We start from the raw sequence: 20,156 nt of genomic DNA, 5'->3' as shown, positions 1-20,156 counted from the left end.
AACCTTATTTAAAACATGGACATTTTAGCTAATTAAATAACTTACTCACTGCGTTAAAAACAATTCATATAAAACAACTTATATGATTACTTTCGCCTTGTGGTTAAACCATTTTTTTGGCGTTATTTTTTTGCGTTTTAATAGTCCACTCTTTAATACGATTAGTATAAGCGATTCATGCTTATTATTTTACAACGGGTAACCCATTGTTCTTTTTATTACTTTAGGCTATCACCCCAAAGCAGCTATCACAGTAAAAAAATGCTGCCTATAAAAATATAGGCAGCCAATACGTTTTGACAACAAAATGATAAAACGCCCTCATTATGACACCGGTGTCATGGGTAGATCAACTAAAAAAGTGCTTAATTGATAAATTAGCTTGAAATAAATCATTAATAAACGAGAATGGCTGCATTATTCTCTTTGTTATTTAAGTAGTGCTCATGAAAGGTAAAGCAACGTCATTTGATATAGCCCATTATGCTGGAGTGTCGCAATCAACTGTATCTCGTGCTTTACGTAACAGCCCCTTGGTAAACGAAGAGACCCGTAAGCGCGTTTTCGATATAGCTAAAAAACTCAACTATAAAGTAGACAAAAACGCCAGCAATTTACGCACCCAACAAAGTAGCACCTTAGCGCTATTATTGTTTGAAGATCCAACCTCTGATGAATCACAAATTAACCCGTTTTTTTTAGCCATGCTAGGCAGTATTACCCGCGCTTGTGCTAAAGAAGGTTACGATTTACTGGTGTCGTTTCAATCGGCCAGTGCCGATTGGCAAGCCGACTACGAAGATAGCCACCGCGCCGATGGTATTATTTTACTCGGTTATGGTGATTACTTAGATTATCAACCTAAATTTAACACCCTGCTTGAGCAAAACACCAAGTTTGTTTGTTGGGGTGCAACGGTCGACAATCGCCCCGATCTAACGGTGTGCTGCGACAATTATGGTGGCGGAAAACTAGCTGCAGCGCATTTAATTGCGCGCAACAGAACCGACTGTGCGTTTATAGGCGACGCATCGGATCATAGCCCTGAGTTTTTTGCCCGTTTTCAAGGTTTTAAAGATGAACTAAGCGCTAATAACGTAACCTTAAACGAACGTAAAACAGCAAATGCAATATCGACTGAAGAGTCGGGGTATCATGCCACTCGCTCACTAATAGCCAATAACATAAAATTTAATGCACTCTTTGCAGCCAGCGATTTAATAGCCATTGGTGCAATACGCGCACTCAAAGAAGCCGGTATTAGCGTACCAAAAGATGTTGCCGTAATAGGTTTCGATAACATCGCCATTGCCAGCTATACCAACCCACCTTTAACCACAGTAGAGCAAAACACCACTATAGCCGGGCAAATGTTGGTAGAAAACCTATTAAAACTAATTCGAGGCGAAGCAGTACAAAGTACCCTACTCCCGCCAATATTAATTGCCCGAGGCTCAAGTTAACAGCCTGCATTACCTTGCTTTTAAATACCACCCAACAATATAAAGTGGCTCTAGGGCAATAACGGCTTAAAATTCAAAGTAACTTATTTTATTGTTTGCGGCCTATTGTCCTTCACCTTTTACAACCAACCCAAAGGTTTACCCCAATTTAACAGCCTATTTACGCATAAGTTTCGTATTAGTTTTTCTTATCTGAAGTAAGCGTTTTTAGCGTGATTTCTCACTCGTTATTTTGCTATTTTATCTATACAATCACGCCTTTATTATAAGTGTAAATTTCAAGTGACTATCTCATGCTATTAAGTATTGTTTTTATTATTGGTATTACAGCAGAAGCCATGACCGGAGCGCTAAGCGCTGGCCGAATGAAAATGGACTGGTTTGGCGTTAGCTTGGTGGCCAGTGCCACCGCCATAGGTGGTGGTAGCGTTCGAGATATTTTACTTGGTAACTACCCACTTACGTGGGTGCAACATCCAGAATATTTATTAATTACCTGTATGGCCGGTATTATCACCACTTGGTTGGCTAAATGGGTAGTTAAGTTTAAAGGTATATTTATGCGCTTAGATGCCCTTGGCCTAGCTGCATTTAGTATTATTGGCTGCCAAGTTGGGCTAAACATGGGTTTACACTATGGTATTTGCGTAGTTGCAGCCATAGTTACTGGCGTATTTGGTGGTTTGTTACGTGATTTAATATGTCGTCAAGCGCCATTGGTATTACACCACGAGCTGTATGCCAGTGTTTCACTTATCGTGGCGTGTTTATACCTAGCACTGCATCACTATAATATTGATGACAATATAAGTATTATTGTTAGCTTAGTTACAGGGTACTTAATACGTATGGCATCGGTACGCTTTAAATGGCGCTTACCTGTGTTTAGTTTATTAGAACCCGCTAAGTAACTAATATTGCATGTTGTTATATGAAAGCTAACTTAATAATGGCACCACTATAAAGTAAGGTGATTAGCAGCCCAATTGCTAAAGTAACTTTAGCTTTCATTGTTTGCTTTGGCTTTTGCGTAAATACAAAAACAGTTCTATACAGCGTACTAGGCACTATAAGCAACATGCTAAGTAACGCAGGAAGTACCCCCATAATAAAACCAAAACCGAATCCTGAATTTTCTACTTGAGAATATAAAGCTACAAACCCAAACCAGGCGATAGCTATTAAAAAGAAAACAGTTCCGAGTGAAATATAAAAAAGTGCCATTATTAAAAATCCCTTTTCACATAACGAGCCTGTATATTAACTCGTTTTTTATTTGTTTTTATTAATAAACAAACCATAGCCGAGTTCCTATTTTGGTTCAATTTATTACGTTATTTTATGCAGAATATAAAGTGAGAGCTAGGTATTGTTTTAATTGGTTGTTTTAATTGGTGTTTTAATTGGCTTTTTTAAAGATCCCCCTCATTTTCATGAGGCTAGCTGTTGAGAGAACTGGCTTTTTATTGGTTATTCGTTTTGGGCTAAAGCGTATTATGAGCAACAAAAAGCTAAGGGCAAGCCACATAAAAGCATTATTAAATCGCTGGCATTTAAATGGATAAGGATTGTATTTAGGTGTTGCAAAACGAATACACCCTACGATGAATCGACGTATTTAGCAGCATTAAAACGCAGAGGCTCACCACTAGTAAAATTTGCAATTAATAGCTAAATTTTAAAAGTGGTGAGCCTCTGGGCGTGTTGTTAGGGCTTGACCTGTCTTTATACACAGCTACAATGGTACTCATTATAGGTTTCGATAAGGAAACTCTGCATGAGTACCGAAATTAGCATCAAAGATGCAGCTAAGCAACTGAATATTAGTGAACAAAGAGTAAGAACATTGTGTAGACAAGGCGAACTAGAGTCGAGAAAGTTTGGGAACTCATGGATTATTAATGCAGAAAGCATTGATAAATATGGATTACGAACAGCCCATACAATTGCAGAAGATCACCCTGTTTATAATATTAATGAGAAATGTAAGAAGCCAATTGCACTAAGCTTTTTTTCTGGTGCTATGGGGTTGGACTTAGGAATAGAGAAGTCTGGATTTGATGTCAGGCTTGCTTGTGAAGTAGATAAATATTGTAGGCAAACCATTGCACTGAATAAACCAGATACCGCATTACTAACTGATATAAATAAATACAGTGCCAACGAGGTTAGATTGGCTGCTGGTTTAGGAAAAGAAGAAGAAGAAGAAATTGATCTAATAATGGGCGGCCCTCCTTGTCAAGCCTTCAGTACTGCTGGAAAAAGAAAGGGACTTAATGATGAAAGAGGAAACGTGTTTCTAAAATATATAGACCTCGCACTAGAATTAAGACCAAAATACTTTGTAATAGAAAATGTTCGGGGGCTTTTATCTTGTCCTATGGAGCATCGCCCACATGAAAAAAGAGGTGATGACTATCCTGAGCTTGGATTAGATGAGTTAAAAGGTGGCGCACTGAATTTTATTATTAATAGATTAGAAAACTCAGGTTACTCGTACTCTTTTAATTTATACAACTCAGCTAATTTTGGCACTCCTCAGATAAGAGAACGAGTGATCATAATTTGCTCTAGAGATGGAATAAAACCTCCATACTTGGTGCCTACCCATTCTGAATCTGGAAGTGATGGATTGCAAAAATGGAATACTGTAAAAAAAGCTATTTCTAATCTAACCAATCATGACCATTTAACTTTTCCAGAAAAAAGACTTCAATATTATAGAATGTTATCTGCCGGACAAAATTGGAAAAATTTACCTATTGAAACTCAAAAAGAAGCAATGGGAAAATCTTTTTACTCTGGTGGTGGCAAAACAGGGTTTTTAAGACGATTAAGTTGGGATAAACCATCTCCAACTTTGGTCACCCACCCAGCAATGCCTGCAACAGATCTTGCTCACCCAGTTGAAGATCGTCCTTTGTCTGTTCAAGAGTATAAAAGAATACAAGAATTTCCTGACGATTGGGATTTAGCCGGCCCTATAATTCAACAATATAAACAGGTTGGAAATGCAGTTCCAATTAGCATGGGGAATGCTGTAGGGACACTTATAATGAATTTATTAAATGGCAATAAAATTACAAGTTTTAATAATTTTAAATACTCTAGGTATAAAAATACGAGCGATGTTGATTGGAAGAAGCAGTTTGAAAAGCTAGTAAAATCCCACGAAGATAAATTTGAGCAACAATCATTAAGTTTAGCTGCTCAAACCTGAATGTTTAAAGTGCTATAAATACATTTTCAAGATCTACAATAAGGGATTTTACTTTATCTTCAAATATAGGGTAGTCAATACCAATTCTATTCCAAAATTCTGGCCCTGATATTCTAGGAATATTAGGGTCATTAAAAGTCCAGCCCCCTAAAGAAAAACAAGCACAGAATACTGGATTTTCATGTATTTCTAACTCCGAAACTGATCGTCCTTTTTGTGAACCGGTCAGAGTATCGTGTTTTGTTTTTAATTGTTGATATTCGACAATATTTGATTGTTTATTTTTAGAAATTAAATCTACCCCTTTGATTTTAATGTTAAATTCAATTTCAGGATTAACAGCATAAGGACTTATATTTGCAACTTTCTCCCAAAGTAAGCCCATCGTAGTGCTTAAATTTCTTGTTGCTTTATTTGCTCCGGCAAGTTTTGAAGCCCCCGCTAATTCATATAAATTTTTAGCATTTCTAATTAGGTTGGCTCTAGTGGGGTTTGCTTTATTCAATTCAGCAATAGCCAGAGGTCTGAATGATGCTATTTCAGCATCAATTTTTTGCCCTATATTTACTCTATCTAAGACACTGCCATTAGCATTGCTTTGATCGTTTTGAATCAGTAATACAAAATAATCATCAATAAAAGTGTTTATAACTCCGGATAGTTTTCTTGAAACTTCTATTTCGTTATCTGTAGCGAGTATTCCAGCTTGATTAGTTATTCTTATCTTTCTTTGTGCTGGTGTACAAGAAAATAAATCTACTGCATTTATCATTTAAACTCCATTTTGGATTGATACTCTGAGAGCCCTAACGCCTTGCTAAGCGGAAATTAATGGTTGGCTAAAATCGCGAAGCGATAGCCAACTGTTAATTTTCCGTTTAAGCAACTTGTTAGTTTTATTGGTATGAGACAAGCACACCATCCAAATACCCTTGAGCAAATGCGGCTTGGACACTTTTATGTCTCACTGTACCTGCTTGGCTATCTGGCAAAGTAGCATAATCAATATTAAGTGTTTGAATTTTATTAAGTCCAAGGTCGTAACCGTGATCATAAGCACAACCGGCACATTTATGACGACCATTAAATTTACTTTGATCATGTGGAAGACGGCTAAAATCTGGTTCATAGCGGTGTTGTTGTTGACAAGTCATAATTAACTCCAATTTAATTAGTTTGAGGATAAAGCTAATAGCTTATTGAACACCACTATGGGGTTTATAACACCCAAAACGGCGTATATTACATAATTCAATAGTTGCACCAAACAACTCCAATGTAAACAAGTGATTACGTGTGTTATAAAATTGCCTTTGTTAAAATATCCCAAAACGATTTTTAATAATGTTATAGGGCAAAATGCAAGTAAGTGCTTATATGCGCAGCTTTACTTTCATGTGATGTGATCTGATGTGTGACTTTGTGAAACTTCCCTTTAAATCGAGTTTCTACAAAGGCCAAACGAGAGGAGCTGTGCGTAGTAACAAATAGGGGCTAACGCATGTTAACCCCTATAATAAGTATGTTATTTACAGTGTGTTATTGAGCAACAATAAACCATAGCCTGCAAGTTGATCGCCATTGAGATCGTGCTGCCAACTGGCTATTAAACCGTCGCGTGCAATACTGCTGATGCTTTGAGCTTTATCGGTTAGGTTAAGTACAAAAACACTTTTGCTGCCGTTTAACTCTCGCGCTATTTCTACTATGCCATTGTCGTGCTGCGTTAACTGGTAACTGCCGTTAATAGTAAATTCTGGGCGCTGCTTTTTCATTGCGATTAAGTGCTGATATAAACGCCAAACTGAGTTTGGTTGTGCTTGCTGCGCTGCAACGCTGCGATCGCCTGCTGCTAGTTGCTTAGCAAGAAACTCTGGCCACCAGTTTTCAAAGTCATCACCAAATAATGCCGTTTCTTCAACCCAACTATTGTCACTTTGCGTAAAGCCCGCTTGATGACTATTGTCCCATTGCATGGGCGCACGTTTATAAACATCGTCACCGATGCGCTGCTGCGTTAAGCCTATTTCTTCACCGTAGTAAATATACGGTGTACCTGGTGAGCTAAATAACATGGCCGCAGCTAGTTTTGCTTTACCATCGTGCTCTTTAAGTTGATAAGCAACACGTTCTTGATCGTGATTAGTTAAAAACGGTGTAAAAAAGTGCAGTGGTGCTTGTGAGTCTTTACGTTGTTGTAGGTTTTCATCAAGGATGAGTGCATTTTTACCTTTGTGCTGCTCATTAGATGGCATAGTACCAAAGAGCACATCTGTGTCGGTATCGGTTTTAAGTAAGCTCAAAATTTTATAGCCTACTTCAAAGTCAAAGCCTTGATCTAGCCCCTTACCTTCCCCATAGTACTTTGCGGCAATCGGAAGGTCGGCCCATGCTTCGCCTACTAGGTAAGCTTGTGGATTTACACTTTTTATATATTGATTAAAGTCTTGCCAATATTCTATCGTTTCTTGGGTGTCGGCTTGTGCATTTGCACCGCCTTCCATAGCAAAGCGTACTGCATCAAGCCTAAATCCTGCTACGCCTTTGTCGAGCCAAAACTTTGCCATTTTTTTCATTTCATTAGCCACATCTGGGTGGCGTAAATTTAAATCGGGTTGGCTTGCACCAAATGCACCATAATAATATTGCTTACGCGTTTCACTCCAATGCCATACGGCTTCTGGCTTGTCGTTATCGCTCCAAGCATGCCCCCAACCACTGCCTGCTTTAGGCATATCGTCACGCCATACAAAATAGTCGCTAAATGGCGCTTGTTGTTTTTCAGATTGTTGAAACCAATCATGCTGACTAGATATATGATTGATCACTAAATCTAGTATAACTTTCATACCTTTGTCATCAGCCGCTTTTATAAACGCTTCAAACTCAGCCATGCTGCCATAGTCACTTTCAACTTTATAAAACTCTGTAAAGTCATAGCCATGATAAGAAGGCGCTTCGAAAATAGGCGTTAACCACAGTGCATTTACACCTAACTCTTCTAGGTATGGGAGTTTTGCGGTCATGCCATTAAAGTCGCCATGACCATCGTTATTGCTGTCGTAAAAGCTGCGCGGCCAAATTTGATAAAATATGGCAGTTTGCCACCAATCTGCTGGCTGTTCTACTGCTTTAGGTTGCGCAGTAGTTACTGCGTTATTAGTGTTAGTATTTGTTGATGGCGCTGGCTTACAACCAGTTAATGTTAGTGCCAGTGCTAATGCACTCAAGGTAAAGGTTTTCATTTTATCCCCTTTGTTTTTGTTGTTTATGCTAATTGCTGTATACCATTCAATTAAAGTGCACTGTAATATGTTGCGAATGGTTTTAGCCTAATGGTTAGTTATTTTGCTGCCTCTGCCCTTGCCTTAAAAATGCAATGGTAGAGGCAGTAATTTGCTTTTATTTATAAAAATTAAGATTGTTTAACGCGCAATACGGCAACGGCTGCCAGTAAAAACGACACCGCGCCTATTAACAAAGCGTATATTGGTTGATTCTCAAAAAAGTGGCGTAATATAAGCCCTAAAATGCTGGCGGCTAACAGCTGGGGTATAACAATAAAAAAGTTAAATATGCCCATATAAACACCCATTTTACTGCTCGGCACCGAGGTACTTAACATGGCGTATGGCAGTGATAAAATAGACGCCCACGCAAAGCCAATACCTATCATTGGCCAAATAAGTAAGGTGGGATCTTTAATAACAATAAAGCTGGCTAAGCCCAGCGCGCCTAAAATTAGGTTAAAACAATGGGCGAGCTTTAAACCAACGCGCTTAACTATTATCGGAATACATATTGCAGCAAGTGCTGCAAAGCCGTTATACGCGGCAAATAATATACCTACCCAGTCAGCGCCGTTGTTATAAGCTGGGGAACTGGTGTCGCTGCTGCCGTAATGAAAACCCGTTACCGCTGAAGTGGTATAAATCCACATTGCAAATAACGAAAACCAGCTAAAAAACTGCACCCACGCCAGCTGCTTCATGGCTTCGGGCATAGTAAATACGTCGTTTAATACCTGATAAAAACCGCCCGATGTAAGTTGTTTAGTTTGCAAGGCTGCCGCTATAAACTGAACAACCCCAAAACTCACTAAACCACCAGCCAATAAATACAGTTCTTTTTCTAAATTTAAGGCGCTTACCAAGGCTAAAACGGCTAAGCCTAAAACACTAAATATTATGCCCCCTTTGCTAAAGTTAATATTAGCTGTTGGTTGGCTTTGAGAAGCAGGCTCTTCTTGTTGATTAAATGCAGCGAGTTGCTCTGGCGAGTATTCTTTGGTGGTTAGAATACTCCAACCTACAGCAACCAGTAAAATTACCGCGCCAAAGTAAAACGAATATTTTACTGAATCAGGAATTTGCCCAGCCGGTGCAGTATTGGCAATACCAAACCAGTTAGCCATCATCCATGGTAGTGCTGATGCAACTACAGCGCCAATGCCGATAAAAAAGCTTTGCATGGCATAACCTGTTGCACGCTGTTTTTTAGGTAGGTTGTCGCCAACTAAAGCACGAAACGGTTCCATAGTAACGTTAATTGACGCATCCATAATCCACAACATACCGGCAGCAACCCACAGCGTTGGTGAGTTAGGCATTATAAATAACGACAGTGTAGTTAAAATTGCACCATATAAAAAAAACGGACGGCGGCGACCTAACTTACCCCAGGTTTTATCACTCCAGTAACCAATAATAGGCTGTACAATTAACCCCGTTAGCGGAGCGGCTACCCATAAAATAGGTATATCATCAATGTCGGCACCAAGCGTTTGAAATATACGACTAACGTTACCGTTTTGCAGGGCAAACCCAAATTGAATCCCTAAAAAACCAAAACACATGTTCCATATTTGCCAAAAGCTTAGGTCAGGTTTATTGCTATTATTATTGTTCATTATTTACCTTATTGGTTAATACCGCGCTACTTAGTGCATTAAGGGTAAGTGTAAAACTTGCACCTTGATCGTTATTGCTCACTAACACACCGCTATGTGTTTCGAGTAAATCGTGTAACGCTGAATTTGCGCCTATATTTGCAGTTGTTTGGCTATTTAAGTTAATAGTGATTGTTTGTTGTTGCTCGCTAAAGTTGCTTAGTACCAAAATAACTTGGCGACCTAAACTACGTGAAAACGCAACAACCCTGTCGCTACCCTGTACGTTTAAAGCGTGCATATCACCGCCCACTACCGCAGGTAAGTTATTTAACGCCATTATGGCTTTGTAGTATTTTTGTAAGCTAGCTTGCTCAGGTGTTAAATTAGCACCATCGAACTGGCCGTTATTCATCCACGCTTGATGCGCAGGAACGCCAATATAATCAAAAATACTGGTACGGGTTGGCGTGCCAAACCCGGCGTTTTCAGAGCCATCTTCGCCTACATCTTGGCCAAAATATAACAAGCTAGGCGAGCGGCTAATTAACGTAGATACCACCATGGCTGGTTTGCCCCATAGCGCGTTACCTGCAAAATCGGGGCTGGCAATACGTTGCTCGTCGTGGTTTTCTAAAAAGTGCAGCATGTGCTGTTCTATATCGGCAACTTGCTGTTGTGCATCAAAAATAGTGCTCGCAGCTTGCTTATTTTGCATAATAGCTTTTAGCGTGTCGTAAAAACCCACCTTGTCGTATAAGTAATCCATTTTGCCCTGATGAATATAACCTCGGTACATTTTTGGGTTATATACTTCGGCAAGTAAAAAGGCATTAGGGTTTTGCATTTTGATTGCCGAATTTAAAAAGCTCCAAAATTCAACTGGCACCATTTCGGCCATGTCATAGCGAAAGCCATCTACGCCTTTATCTAACCAAAATAGTGCAATATCGCGAAATTTATACCAGCTGTTAGGTAGGTTTTTGTCTTGCCAAAATTCATAGTGCGCTCGGGCATCTTTAGTTGCAAAGCTTGCAGGTAGGGTTGGAAAGTCATAACTGCCATCGGGTTTAACCCCGTAGTTTACTTTTACAGTTTCGTACCAGTCGTTTATATCGGGCTTGGCTGCACGCGCGCCGTTTCCTGTCCATTTAGCAGGGCTTTCGTTAAACAAGCCATCGGCTAATGGGTGTGCATCTCCTCCTAAAACTTGGTATTGATCAGAGCTAGGTACTTGAAACGACTGCCCTGGCACATAATAAAAGTTATTATCACGCGCATATTCTTTGCTGGTATCGTCTTGCTCGCCAAAGTCTTTTACACCAGCAGGCCTAGCAATTGAATGATAGTTACGCGCCACATGGTTTGGCACAATATCAATAACCACTTTCATACCATGTTGATGAGTGCGCTCAATAAGTGCAGAAAACTCCACTAAGCGACGCTCTGGGTTTACTGCAAGATCTGGGTTTACATCGTAGTAATCTTTTATTGCATAAGGCGAACCCGCACGGCCTTTAACTACATCAGGGTCGTCTTGTTTTATCCCGTATTGGCTATAATCGCCCACCAGCGCATGATGCAACACGCCGGTATACCAAACATGGGTGGTGCCTAAATCTTTAATGCCTTGCAATGCGGCGTCATTAAAGTCGGCAAATTTGCCAACCCCATTTTGCTCCTTAGTGCCCCAAGGTACATTCACCGTTTGGGTGTTACCAAACAAACGAGTGAATACTTGGTATACAACTGGTTTGCTGATCTCATCTGCAGATTTAGTTAATTGCTCATTAACCTGATTAGCTTGTGTTTCGCTATCTGAGCAGCCTGTTAGGTAAATGCTGCTGGCTAAAAACAAAGGGCTATATTTAATTATCTTCATTATTGTCATAGTCTACTCTACTACTTTGTCGTTTTTGTTATGAATTTAATACTAGTGTGAAGCGCGACTGACTGACAGTCGCTGCATACGTATTCAGTTAAGCAATTTACTCTATCACTAATACTGTGGCGCTCATGGGTGCTAATGTTATTGCATCAGTTAAATTAATTTGCTGCTTAGTAAACAAGTTTGTTGCTGTTGTATGCAGCTTAAGCACCTCTTGCATATACTCTAATGACCAATTTTTAGCCTGCTTATTTTTATTCAAAAATACCAACACTATTTGCTCATCGGCTATACGTGCATAACTGTAAATACCTTGATGTGGACTAAAATGCGTTAGCTTGCCATAACCTAATGCAGGGCTTTGCTTTCTAAAATTAAGTAACGTACGTAGGGTTTGGTGCATATCACGCTGTGCATTTGTGAGCCCTTTACCTGTAAAGGCATTAACTGTTTGCCCAGCAAAGCCGCCCGGAAAATCAATACGAATATCGCCGTGGTCATTACTGCCTGTGTTATCGAGTAATACTTCGGTGCCATAATACATTTGTGCAATACCGCGGGTGGTAAGCAGCATGGTCATCGCCATTTTGGTTTTATTTAGATTTTGCTTTAGCTCAGTATAAACACGGCTCATATCGTGGTTATCGGCAAATACTAAAAGGTTATTTGGATTAGGGTATAAAAAATCATTGGCAAGTGATTGGTATACTTTAACCCAACCTGTGTTCCAGCTTTCATCTTCGTTTAAAGCTTGAATGAGCGCCTCTTGCAGCGAAAAGTCCATCACACTGGGTAAACTTGAAGTATAACCGTCGCTGTTATTTTTGCCCGCTTGCCAATACGATGCAATTGCTGGATTGGTAGTCCACTCTTCAACAACAATATTAAACGCTGGGTATTCGCTCATAATTGCTTTGGTCCAATTGGCTAAAAAAGCTTTGTCTGAGTATGAATATGTATCTACTCGAATACCGCTTAAATTTGCATACTCAATCCACCAAATGGTGTTTTGAATTAGGTAGGTTGCCAACAAAGGTTGACGCTGGTTTAAATCGGGCATGGTTTCTACAAACCAGCCATCGCTAAATTGACGTTTATCGAACTGGCTGGCGTGAGGGTCTTGAATGGTTTGCCTTGCATGACTAGTGGCATGTTTACCATTGGCAAACTCACCATTAAAATTAATCCAATCAGACGTTGGCTTGTCATTCATCCACACATGCTCAGAGCCAAAGTGATTAAGTACAAAATCCATCACTAAACCAATCCCCTGTTGCTGCGCTTTATTTGACAGCTCTTGGTAGAGTTCATTACTGCCCATACGGGGATCTATATTATAAAAGTCAGTAATAGCATAACCATGGTAAGAGTAGCTTGGCATATTGTTTTCAAGCGCTGGGGTTAACCACAATTGAGTTACCCCTAAATCATTTAAATATGGAAGTGCATTGATCACCCCTTGTAAGTCGCCACCGTGGCGCCCGCCTTTACTTTTTGGATCAGCGGCCTCTAACATGCCTGCTGCGGTGTCGTTACTGCTATCGCCATTTACAAAACGGTCTGGGTTAATTAAATAAAGGGTATCTTGGCTGTTAAAGCCTTTACGCTTGGCACTGTTGCGAGTATGTAACGGGTATTCAAAGCGCTCACCCGTTGGGCTGGTAAACACTAAGTCACCAGGCTTTGCTTGCGGCGTTATTTTTAGGTTTAAAAACGCATAATTAGGGTTATCTGTTTTGCTAATACTGATTAACTTAATCCCATTGTAGGGGATTAATTGCCACTGTTGTTTAGCAATGTTTGGCTCATGCAACATAACTTGCAATGCCTCATTTTGCATGCCAACCCACCAATTTTGTGGCGATACAGACATGGCCTGTGCCTTTGTTGCAGTAAATGGTATTGCAGTAAACAATGTTGTAGCAAACAGTGCTTTAATTAGCTTTTTCATTTAATTATTTTTCATCCTAGATAAAAATTCACTATGGGAAGGGAGTTGTTCAACCGTGTGGTTAATCAAAGCTTTTAAATCAGAAAATAATGCGAGCAGCTGCTCATCAGTTAGGGCGTTGGCTAATGGGTGATAATCATCTGCTTCAAGCCCCTGACCTATCATTACTTGCTGCCACGCTGGCTCGGAAAAAAGTTCGTCGTCTTCTCGAATGAGCTTGCCTGTTTGCTTGAACAAGGTTATTTTTTGTTGCAGAGTTTCGGGAATACTCATTTGCTGACATTGACGCCCAAATGCGCTATCTGTGCGGGTGGTAAGCTTATAATGTAAAATTATAAAGTCGCGTATGCGTTCTATTTCGGTTTTACTTTGCAGGTTATATGTAGTTACTTGCGAGTGTTTAATCCCATTATGCGGAAACAACTTAATTAATCGAATAGCCGCTGTTTGAATTAAATGAATACTGGTTGACTCTAATGGCTCTAAAAACCCACTTGAGAGTCCAATAGCAACTACATTTTTATGCCATTGTAAGCGTCGGCGCCCCGTTTTAAAACGGATCACCCGCGGCTCTGTTATTGCTTTGCCGGGCAAATTAGCGAGTAATTGCTGCTTTGCTTCATCATCTGTTAAATAGCGGCTCGAGAACACTAAGCCGTTACCAACTCTGTGCTGTAAAGGTATTTGCCATTGCCAACCAGCATTTTGGGCAATAGAGCGAGTATAAGGTACTGGCTCATTCGCTGATTCACTTTGCACTGCTACTGCGCTGTCGCAAGGTAGCCAATGCGACCAGTCTTCAAAGCCTGTATTTAAGGTTTTTTCAATTAATAATGCACTTAGCCCAGTGCAGTCAATAAATAAGTCGCCCTTAATTACTGAGCCACTCTCAAGTGTTAATGCTTGTATATCACCTGACTGCTGACACTGCTGCACGCTTTTTATTTTACCTTCTACACGTTTAACACCGCGCTGCTGCGCAAGTTTTTTTAACAGTTTGGCATATAAGGTTGCGTCAAAATGATAAGCATAATGTAACCCTGGTAATTGGGTATTAGGCAAATTACGTAAATGGGCGAATTTACCTGCTTTTGCCGCTTGGTAGTTAACAGAAAAATCCCACAAGTCGGGGGCGTGGTTTTGCTGTTTTGCTTTTAGCCAAAAGTGATGAAACTCACAAAATGGAAAATCTTTACCTATGCTGCCAAAGGCATGCATGTATTTATGATTTTGCTCGCGCCAGTTTTCAAACTCAATCCCTAATTTAATCGTTGCTTGAGTGGCATTAATAAACTCATGTTCATTTATGCCCAACGCGCCATTTAAATGCGAAATTGGCGGAATACTCGCCTCTCCTACGCCAATAGTCCCTATTTGATCAGACTCAACTAAGGTGATGTTGATCACGTTACCCAATACTTTATTTAATAAGGCTGCCGTGATCCAGCCTGCAGTGCCCCCACCGGCAATTACCACATTTGTTATTTTATTATTCATTTAGTTTTCACCATGGTTGTTGAATAAACCAGTATTGAATGTGATATAAAAAAGCCCTTGTAAAGCAAATCACAAGGGCTTTTCAACGCTAAATAAAACTAGAGTTTATAACTAAAGCCTAGTAAAAATGTACGGCCATAATCTTGGTAGTCACGTATTTGTAGGTCGTTATCGCCTTGCAGCGATACAAAAGGTTCTTCGGTAATATTTTGCACTTGGAAGGTAACACTTAAGCCAGCTAAGCTATCAAAACCGCCTTCGCTAAAGTCATAACCTAATTGTGCATCCCAAATTGTTTCGCCTTTGATATCAACTTGAGTGGTTTCAAAGCCTAAACCATATACGTCACCTTTAAAGTCACTACGTTTGCGCATACTGGTACGTGCTTGAAAACCGCTGTGCTCATAATAAAAGGTTAAGCTGTCGATTTGGTCTGATAAGCCTGGTAACTCATATTCGTTACCATTTTGATCACTCAAGTCTTGCTCTACACCTGTATGGCTAGCAATTAAACCAAAACCTTCTAGGCTTGGATGAAATACGCTAAATGGTAATGATAAAGATAGCTCATAACCCCAAAGGTCGCCTTCACCGCCATTTACTTTACCTGAGCCTGTGCCGGTAGACGTAGCTGGAATTTCACCTGTAGATGGGTCTGCAACACCTGTCATATCTACATCATAGGTACCATCAAAAATCCATTGCGTAATATCTTTGTAGAAGAATGCTGCAGCAAAGTAACCTTCTGCATCAAAATAGTTTTCGTAGCTTAGGTCAAAGCCTGTCGCTTCTTTAGGCTCAAGCTTTGGATTACCACCCGAAATGCTCCAAAAATTACCGTTATCGTCTGGTTGTGTTTGGCTGTAAGTGGCATTTATTGATGCATTCATTTCATCAAGACGTGCGCGCGAAATTGTTTTTGCTGCACCAAAACGTATTGTTTGCTCTTCATCAATTGCAAACGATAAGTTTATGCTTGGTAAAAAGTGGCTATAGTCATGGCTAACATCGGTAGGCGTTACAACCACTAAGCCATTAACTGTATTAGCAGCAGAGCCTTGTGATGATTGATCTGTTTGTACATAACGCGCACCAATATTACCCGTTACCGGAATTGAGCCAATTTCTGCGTTAATATCTAGCTGTGCAAATACTGCAATTACTTCTTCTTGAACAGTCCAAGATTGCGTTTTGTGTTTTTGGTTTGTAAGGCTTTCTTGTAATAGATCGTAGTAGCCATCGTTTACTAAGCCGTTTGTATCGTAGGCAACCATGTTACCCATACCAATAAAATCTAAGCTAGCAGACCCTTCACGGTATTGCTCAGGAATAGCCAACATACCTGGATTGGCAAGCGAGAAGTCTTTTAAGGTCATGTAATACCCTTCAGACAACTTACTTTTTTCGCGATCCCGATATGAAACACCAAAGCTTACTTTACTAAAATACTCATTTTCGAGTGCTTTGCTCGCAGCAAGCTTTAATGTTTGTAGTTCATCGTTAATTTCTGGGGCATTAATAAAACCGTCTTGTGCTGTGTTTTCATAAGCAGTGCCCATTAAACCGTATTTGTCGTTAAGGGCTGAACTCGCTCCCCAAGATAACGGGCCGCCTAATTGAATAAGATCATAATCACTGTAATCTAATTCATGACTAAATTGCGCGCCAGTATTGCCACCATCAAAGGCATAACCTATGTTATCAGCCACGCCATTTGCATCGCCACGCCCTGTACCAGAGTAACTTTCGATACTCCAAATTTGACGTTTTACTTCAGATACACTGGCATCAAACTCTAACGACCATGAATCATTAATATCGTATTTAGTGTTAAAACCAAATTGCGTTAGCTCAGCATTACGTTCTTCATAATCGTTACGAACGACAACTCGTTGCCCTTGTGTCACTGCACTGGTGATAAAACCAGACGACTCATCTATTTCAGCGCTTGAAGCATCTATTGTGCCTTGGCCCCATGCAAAAGGTACTTCTATACCACGTAATATCTTCTCATCTGAAAAATCAACATAAAGCGCATCAAACGTCATGTTTAAACGATCAGTTGGTGCGGCTTCAAGTACAAACATTGCTGAATCACGTTCAAGTGTTGATGAGCGCACATAAGGTTTTGCACCACCTAATATAGAATATTGCTCGCCAGCTGCTTCAAATTCAGGGTAGCCCCATGAGTTCCATCGTTTTTCTTGGTTTGGTGAACTCATTTTATTATAAGCAAACGCAACACCTATGGTGTCATCTGCAAACTGGTCAATGTACGAAATTGTGCCGCGGTAACCACTGTCGTTGCCATCAGGGTTTAATTTATCAAAACCTGTTTGCTCTAATTGGCCATTAAACATGATCACACGCTCACCTTTACTTAAAGGCTTAACGGTTTGCATGTCGATTACACCAGCAATACCTTCTGCATCAAGACTTGCATTAGGCGTTTTATAAACGGTTACACCGCTCATTATTTCTGATGGGTACAGGTCAAATTCAACACCACGGTTGTCACCAATAGAAACTTGCTCGCGACCATTAAAGGTAGTGGCACTTTCATTTTCGCTAAAGCCACGCACACTTACACGACTTGCTCGGCCATCAAGACGCTGCGCGGTTAAACCCGGTAAGCGTGCAATAGATTCTGCAATAGATGAGTCTGGTAATTTACCAATATCTTCAGCAGAAATTGACTCTACAACCTGTGTAGAAAAACGTTTGGTGTTTATTGACTCAACTAAACTGCCACGAAAACCTTTAACTTCGATGATTTCAACGTCTTCTTTTTTTATTGTATTTTCTTGCGCGGCAGCAGTAGCAAAGCTTGATAAACCAGCAGCTGTTAATGCCAACGTTAATATACTTGGTTTGAACATAGACATGATGTTTTTCCCGTTACCCATATTGTGATCCTCGCTTTGTTTGAGTGATAGTCAAACAAAGTGAGCTAATTTTGTTGTCAGGATTAATGTTAACGCTCTCTTCATTTTATTAACAACTTTATGCATACGTATTCAACACTTGCACATTGACATCATATTAACATAAAAACAACCTGAAACACCATAAGTCATTGTTTTTATTGCTTTTTCGTAACTTTACATTAATTTCTTAATAAATTTGGTTAAGTAATTATATTTATCAATAAAAGGAGCATGTTGTTAAATTTAAACTGAATAAAAATAACCATATTTAAGCTGATCCCTGCTCTGTATACGCTTATTGTTGGGCGTACAATTGGTAAGACCAATGAAGTATAGAGGCGATTAACTCAAGCCATTGTTAATAATGATTAAAATAAGAATTAACCTATAAATCAATTTAAAAACCTTAATTGGTAAGGTTGTTTTCTCGCTAATTTAAAATATTTAATTGGTTTTTAGTGATTTTTTTAATACTTAAAAAGTGTGTATTTTAGTGCATACGTATGCAGTATTTTTACAGAATCACGGGCTTCACGTATGCTTTTTAGAAATATTATATGGTGAGTTAACAAACCATATTTAGCGTAATCGAAATACGGTGTGCAATGACGGAGAAAAGCATGGCCCAACAGCAGTGGTACAAAGGTGCGGTAATTTATCAGGTTTATCCGCGTAGCTTTCAAGATAGCAACAATGATGGTATTGGTGACTTAAAGGGGATAATTAATCGCATTGATTATATTAAAAGCTTAGGTGTTGATGCTATTTGGATTTCACCTTTTTTTAAATCGCCAATGAAAGACTTTGGTTACGATATTAGCGACTACCGAGATATTGACCCAATATTTGGTGATTTAAACGATTTTGATGCGCTAATTGAACAAGCGCATGCCCGCGATATTAAAATTATTATTGACCAAGTACTCAGCCATACCTCTGATCAACATCAATGGTTTTTAGATAGCCGCGAAAATACCACTAATGATAAGTCTGATTGGTATGTTTGGGCTGAGTCAAAAGAAGATGGTACAGCACCTAATAATTGGTTATCTATTTTTGGCGGCCCGGCATGGCAGTGGGAGCCGCGCCGAGGTCAGTATTATTTACACAACTTTTTTACCGAGCAGCCCGATTTAAACTTTCATAATCCAGATGTTAGACAAGCTGTGCTTGATAACGTGGAATTTTGGCTGAAAAAAGGTGTAGATGGCTTTAGGCTCGATGCAATTAACTTTTGCTACCACGATGCGCAATTACGCGACAATCCTGCAAAACCAAAAGATAAGCGCCAAGGCCGCGGTTTTAGTGAAGATAACCCGTACGCGTTTCAGTATCACTATTACAACAACACCCAACCAGAAAACATCGAATTTATGCAAGATATTCGTGCCTTACTTAATAAGTATCCAGGTGCGGTTTCATTGGGTGAAATATCATCTGAAGATTCACTCGCTACCATGGCGCAGTATACCCAAGGTGACGATAAGCTACACATGGGCTACAGCTTTGAATTACTCACTGATGACTACTCTAGTGAATACATTAGAACAACAGTGCAAACGCTTGAGCAGCAAATGACTGAAGGTTGGCCTTGCTGGGCGTTTAGTAACCATGATGTAGAACGTGTTGCGAGCCGTTGGAGCGACAATGGCGAAATTAACCCTGCCCAATGTAAAATGCTTACAGCCCTACTCGCTTCACTGCGTGGTAGTGTATGTATGTATCAAGGGGAAGAGCTAGGTTTGGGCGAAGCAAACGTGGCCTTTGAAGACTTACAAGACCCTTACGGAATTACATTTTGGCCTAACTTTAAAGGACGTGATGGCTGTAGAACTCCAATACCTTGGGAAAATGAGCAAGTAGATTATGCTGGGTTTAGTGAAAATAAGCCTTGGTTGCCTGTAGACACAGCACACAAATCTCAATCGGTAGCAGAGCAAAATAGCGATAAAAACTCTATTTTAAACGCGTACCGTGAATTTATGGCTTGGCGTAAAACGCAAGCGGTGATGATTACAGGCGATATTGAGTTTATCCAAACGGCTGAACCGATCCTGGCGTTTTATAGAACACTTAATAATGAAAAAATGCTGTGTGTATTTAATTTAAGTGCGCAACAAGCAAGATTAAGTTTGCCGGTAGCTATAACTAAAGCGTATGACACGCTTTCGCATCACAATGCTACTTTGAGTAATAACCAGCTAATAATGAATGGTTTTGGCTGCTATTACGCCCAATGTAGCTAAAAGTCATTTAATATAAAAAGCCCCCAGTAATTGGAATATCCAACTATTGGGGGTCACTTCAGAGTAACTCAGGCTT

General features: G+C 39.8%; 13 protein-coding genes and 1 pseudogene. 5 read left to right on the top strand and 9 right to left on the bottom strand.

The features are described from left to right. The first annotated feature begins 446 nt into the window (after positions 1–446). Both RB215_RS06870 and RB215_RS06865 read left to right on the top strand, forming a co-directional pair. On the top strand, positions 447–1,463 hold the full coding sequence (locus RB215_RS06870; RefSeq protein WP_309217077.1) for a LacI family DNA-binding transcriptional regulator: 1,017 nt from the start codon (positions 447–449) through the stop codon (positions 1,461–1,463). 293 nt (positions 1,464–1,756) lie between these two features. Then, positions 1,757–2,374: a trimeric intracellular cation channel family protein gene (locus tag RB215_RS06865; RefSeq protein ID WP_041454410.1), complete on the top strand. Its 618-nt coding sequence runs from the start codon at positions 1,757–1,759 to the stop codon at positions 2,372–2,374. Positions 2,375–2,390: 16 nt separating this feature from the next. On the opposite strand, the gene RB215_RS06860 is transcribed toward RB215_RS06865, so the two are convergent. After that, the gene (locus tag RB215_RS06860) at positions 2,391–2,687 is read right to left on the bottom strand and encodes a hypothetical protein (protein ID WP_309217076.1); all 297 of its coding nucleotides are present in this window, start codon (positions 2,685–2,687) and stop codon (positions 2,391–2,393) included. 250 nt (positions 2,688–2,937) lie between these two features. On the opposite strand from RB215_RS06860, the pseudogene RB215_RS06855 reads away from it, so the two are divergent. Both RB215_RS06855 and RB215_RS06850 read left to right on the top strand, forming a co-directional pair. Then, a pseudogene (locus RB215_RS06855) lies at positions 2,938–3,138 on the top strand (IS110 family transposase); the annotation flags it as partial. 102 nt (positions 3,139–3,240) lie between these two features. Further along, positions 3,241–4,683 carry a DNA cytosine methyltransferase gene (locus RB215_RS06850; protein WP_309217075.1) on the top strand — a complete coding sequence of 481 codons (1,443 nt, stop codon included), beginning with the start codon at positions 3,241–3,243 and terminating at the stop codon, positions 4,681–4,683. A gap of 4 nt (positions 4,684–4,687) precedes the next feature. Here RB215_RS06850 and RB215_RS06845 read toward each other — a convergent pair whose 3' ends face one another. From RB215_RS06845 to RB215_RS06810, 8 genes are all read right to left on the bottom strand, one after another. After that, a complete protein-coding gene (locus RB215_RS06845) occupies positions 4,688–5,455 on the bottom strand; it encodes a hypothetical protein (RefSeq protein WP_309217074.1) in 768 nt (255 codons plus the stop codon). Positions 5,456–5,579: 124 nt separating this feature from the next. Next, the gene (locus RB215_RS06840) at positions 5,580–5,837 is read right to left on the bottom strand and encodes a hypothetical protein (protein ID WP_309217073.1); all 258 of its coding nucleotides are present in this window, start codon (positions 5,835–5,837) and stop codon (positions 5,580–5,582) included. 375 nt (positions 5,838–6,212) lie between these two features. Next, entirely contained in the window at positions 6,213–7,928 is a 1,716-nt protein-coding gene (locus RB215_RS06835; RefSeq protein WP_309217072.1) for an alpha-amylase family glycosyl hydrolase, read from the bottom strand. A gap of 170 nt (positions 7,929–8,098) precedes the next feature. Further along, the gene (locus RB215_RS06830) at positions 8,099–9,592 is read right to left on the bottom strand and encodes an MFS transporter (protein WP_179806619.1); all 1,494 of its coding nucleotides are present in this window, start codon (positions 9,590–9,592) and stop codon (positions 8,099–8,101) included. After that, positions 9,582–11,453 carry an alpha-amylase family glycosyl hydrolase gene (locus RB215_RS06825; protein WP_182677900.1) on the bottom strand — a complete coding sequence of 624 codons (1,872 nt, stop codon included), beginning with the start codon at positions 11,451–11,453 and terminating at the stop codon, positions 9,582–9,584. The genes RB215_RS06830 and RB215_RS06825 overlap by 11 nt, the downstream gene beginning before the upstream one ends. 106 nt (positions 11,454–11,559) lie before the next feature. Further along, entirely contained in the window at positions 11,560–13,410 is a 1,851-nt protein-coding gene (locus RB215_RS06820; protein ID WP_309217071.1) for a glycoside hydrolase family 13 protein, read from the bottom strand. Further along, a complete protein-coding gene (locus tag RB215_RS06815; RefSeq protein WP_309217070.1) occupies positions 13,411–14,907 on the bottom strand; it encodes a tryptophan 7-halogenase in 1,497 nt (498 codons plus the stop codon). Between the two features lie 98 nt (positions 14,908–15,005). Continuing rightward, positions 15,006–17,792, bottom strand: a complete 2,787-nt coding sequence (locus RB215_RS06810; protein ID WP_309217159.1) for a TonB-dependent receptor — start codon at positions 17,790–17,792, stop codon at positions 15,006–15,008. Positions 17,793–18,454: 662 nt separating this feature from the next. Here RB215_RS06810 and RB215_RS06805 point away from each other — a divergent pair. Continuing rightward, positions 18,455–20,080, top strand: coding sequence for an alpha-glucosidase family protein (locus RB215_RS06805; RefSeq protein WP_179806623.1), 1,626 nt, complete (start codon positions 18,455–18,457; stop codon positions 20,078–20,080). Positions 20,081–20,156 lie beyond the last annotated feature (76 nt).

It is taken from the genome of Pseudoalteromonas sp. HL-AS2 (assembly GCF_031198805.1).
GTDB classification, from domain to species: Bacteria; Pseudomonadota; Gammaproteobacteria; order Enterobacterales; family Alteromonadaceae; genus Pseudoalteromonas; species Pseudoalteromonas nigrifaciens.
This window is presented reverse-complemented; position numbering and strand designations above follow the sequence as displayed.

Excerpts from the sequence above, each read along its gene's own strand:
- RB215_RS06870 (WP_309217077.1), top strand. The coding sequence starts at position 447 with ATGAAAGGTAAAGCAACGTCATTTGATATAGCCCATTATGCTGGAGTG.
- RB215_RS06865 (WP_041454410.1), top strand. The coding sequence starts at position 1,757 with ATGCTATTAAGTATTGTTTTTATTATTGGTATTACAGCAGAAGCCATG.
- RB215_RS06860 (WP_309217076.1), bottom strand. The coding sequence starts at position 2,687 with ATGGCACTTTTTTATATTTCACTCGGAACTGTTTTCTTTTTAATAGCT.
- RB215_RS06850 (WP_309217075.1), top strand. The coding sequence starts at position 3,241 with ATGAGTACCGAAATTAGCATCAAAGATGCAGCTAAGCAACTGAATATT.
- RB215_RS06845 (WP_309217074.1), bottom strand. The coding sequence starts at position 5,455 with ATGATAAATGCAGTAGATTTATTTTCTTGTACACCAGCACAAAGAAAG.
- RB215_RS06840 (WP_309217073.1), bottom strand. The coding sequence starts at position 5,837 with ATGACTTGTCAACAACAACACCGCTATGAACCAGATTTTAGCCGTCTT.
- RB215_RS06835 (WP_309217072.1), bottom strand. The coding sequence starts at position 7,928 with ATGAAAACCTTTACCTTGAGTGCATTAGCACTGGCACTAACATTAACT.
- RB215_RS06830 (WP_179806619.1), bottom strand. The coding sequence starts at position 9,592 with ATGAACAATAATAATAGCAATAAACCTGACCTAAGCTTTTGGCAAATA.
- RB215_RS06825 (WP_182677900.1), bottom strand. The coding sequence starts at position 11,453 with ATGAAGATAATTAAATATAGCCCTTTGTTTTTAGCCAGCAGCATTTAC.
- RB215_RS06820 (WP_309217071.1), bottom strand. The coding sequence starts at position 13,410 with ATGAAAAAGCTAATTAAAGCACTGTTTGCTACAACATTGTTTACTGCA.
- RB215_RS06815 (WP_309217070.1), bottom strand. The coding sequence starts at position 14,907 with ATGAATAATAAAATAACAAATGTGGTAATTGCCGGTGGGGGCACTGCA.
- RB215_RS06810 (WP_309217159.1), bottom strand. The coding sequence starts at position 17,792 with ATGTCTATGTTCAAACCAAGTATATTAACGTTGGCATTAACAGCTGCT.
- RB215_RS06805 (WP_179806623.1), top strand. The coding sequence starts at position 18,455 with ATGGCCCAACAGCAGTGGTACAAAGGTGCGGTAATTTATCAGGTTTAT.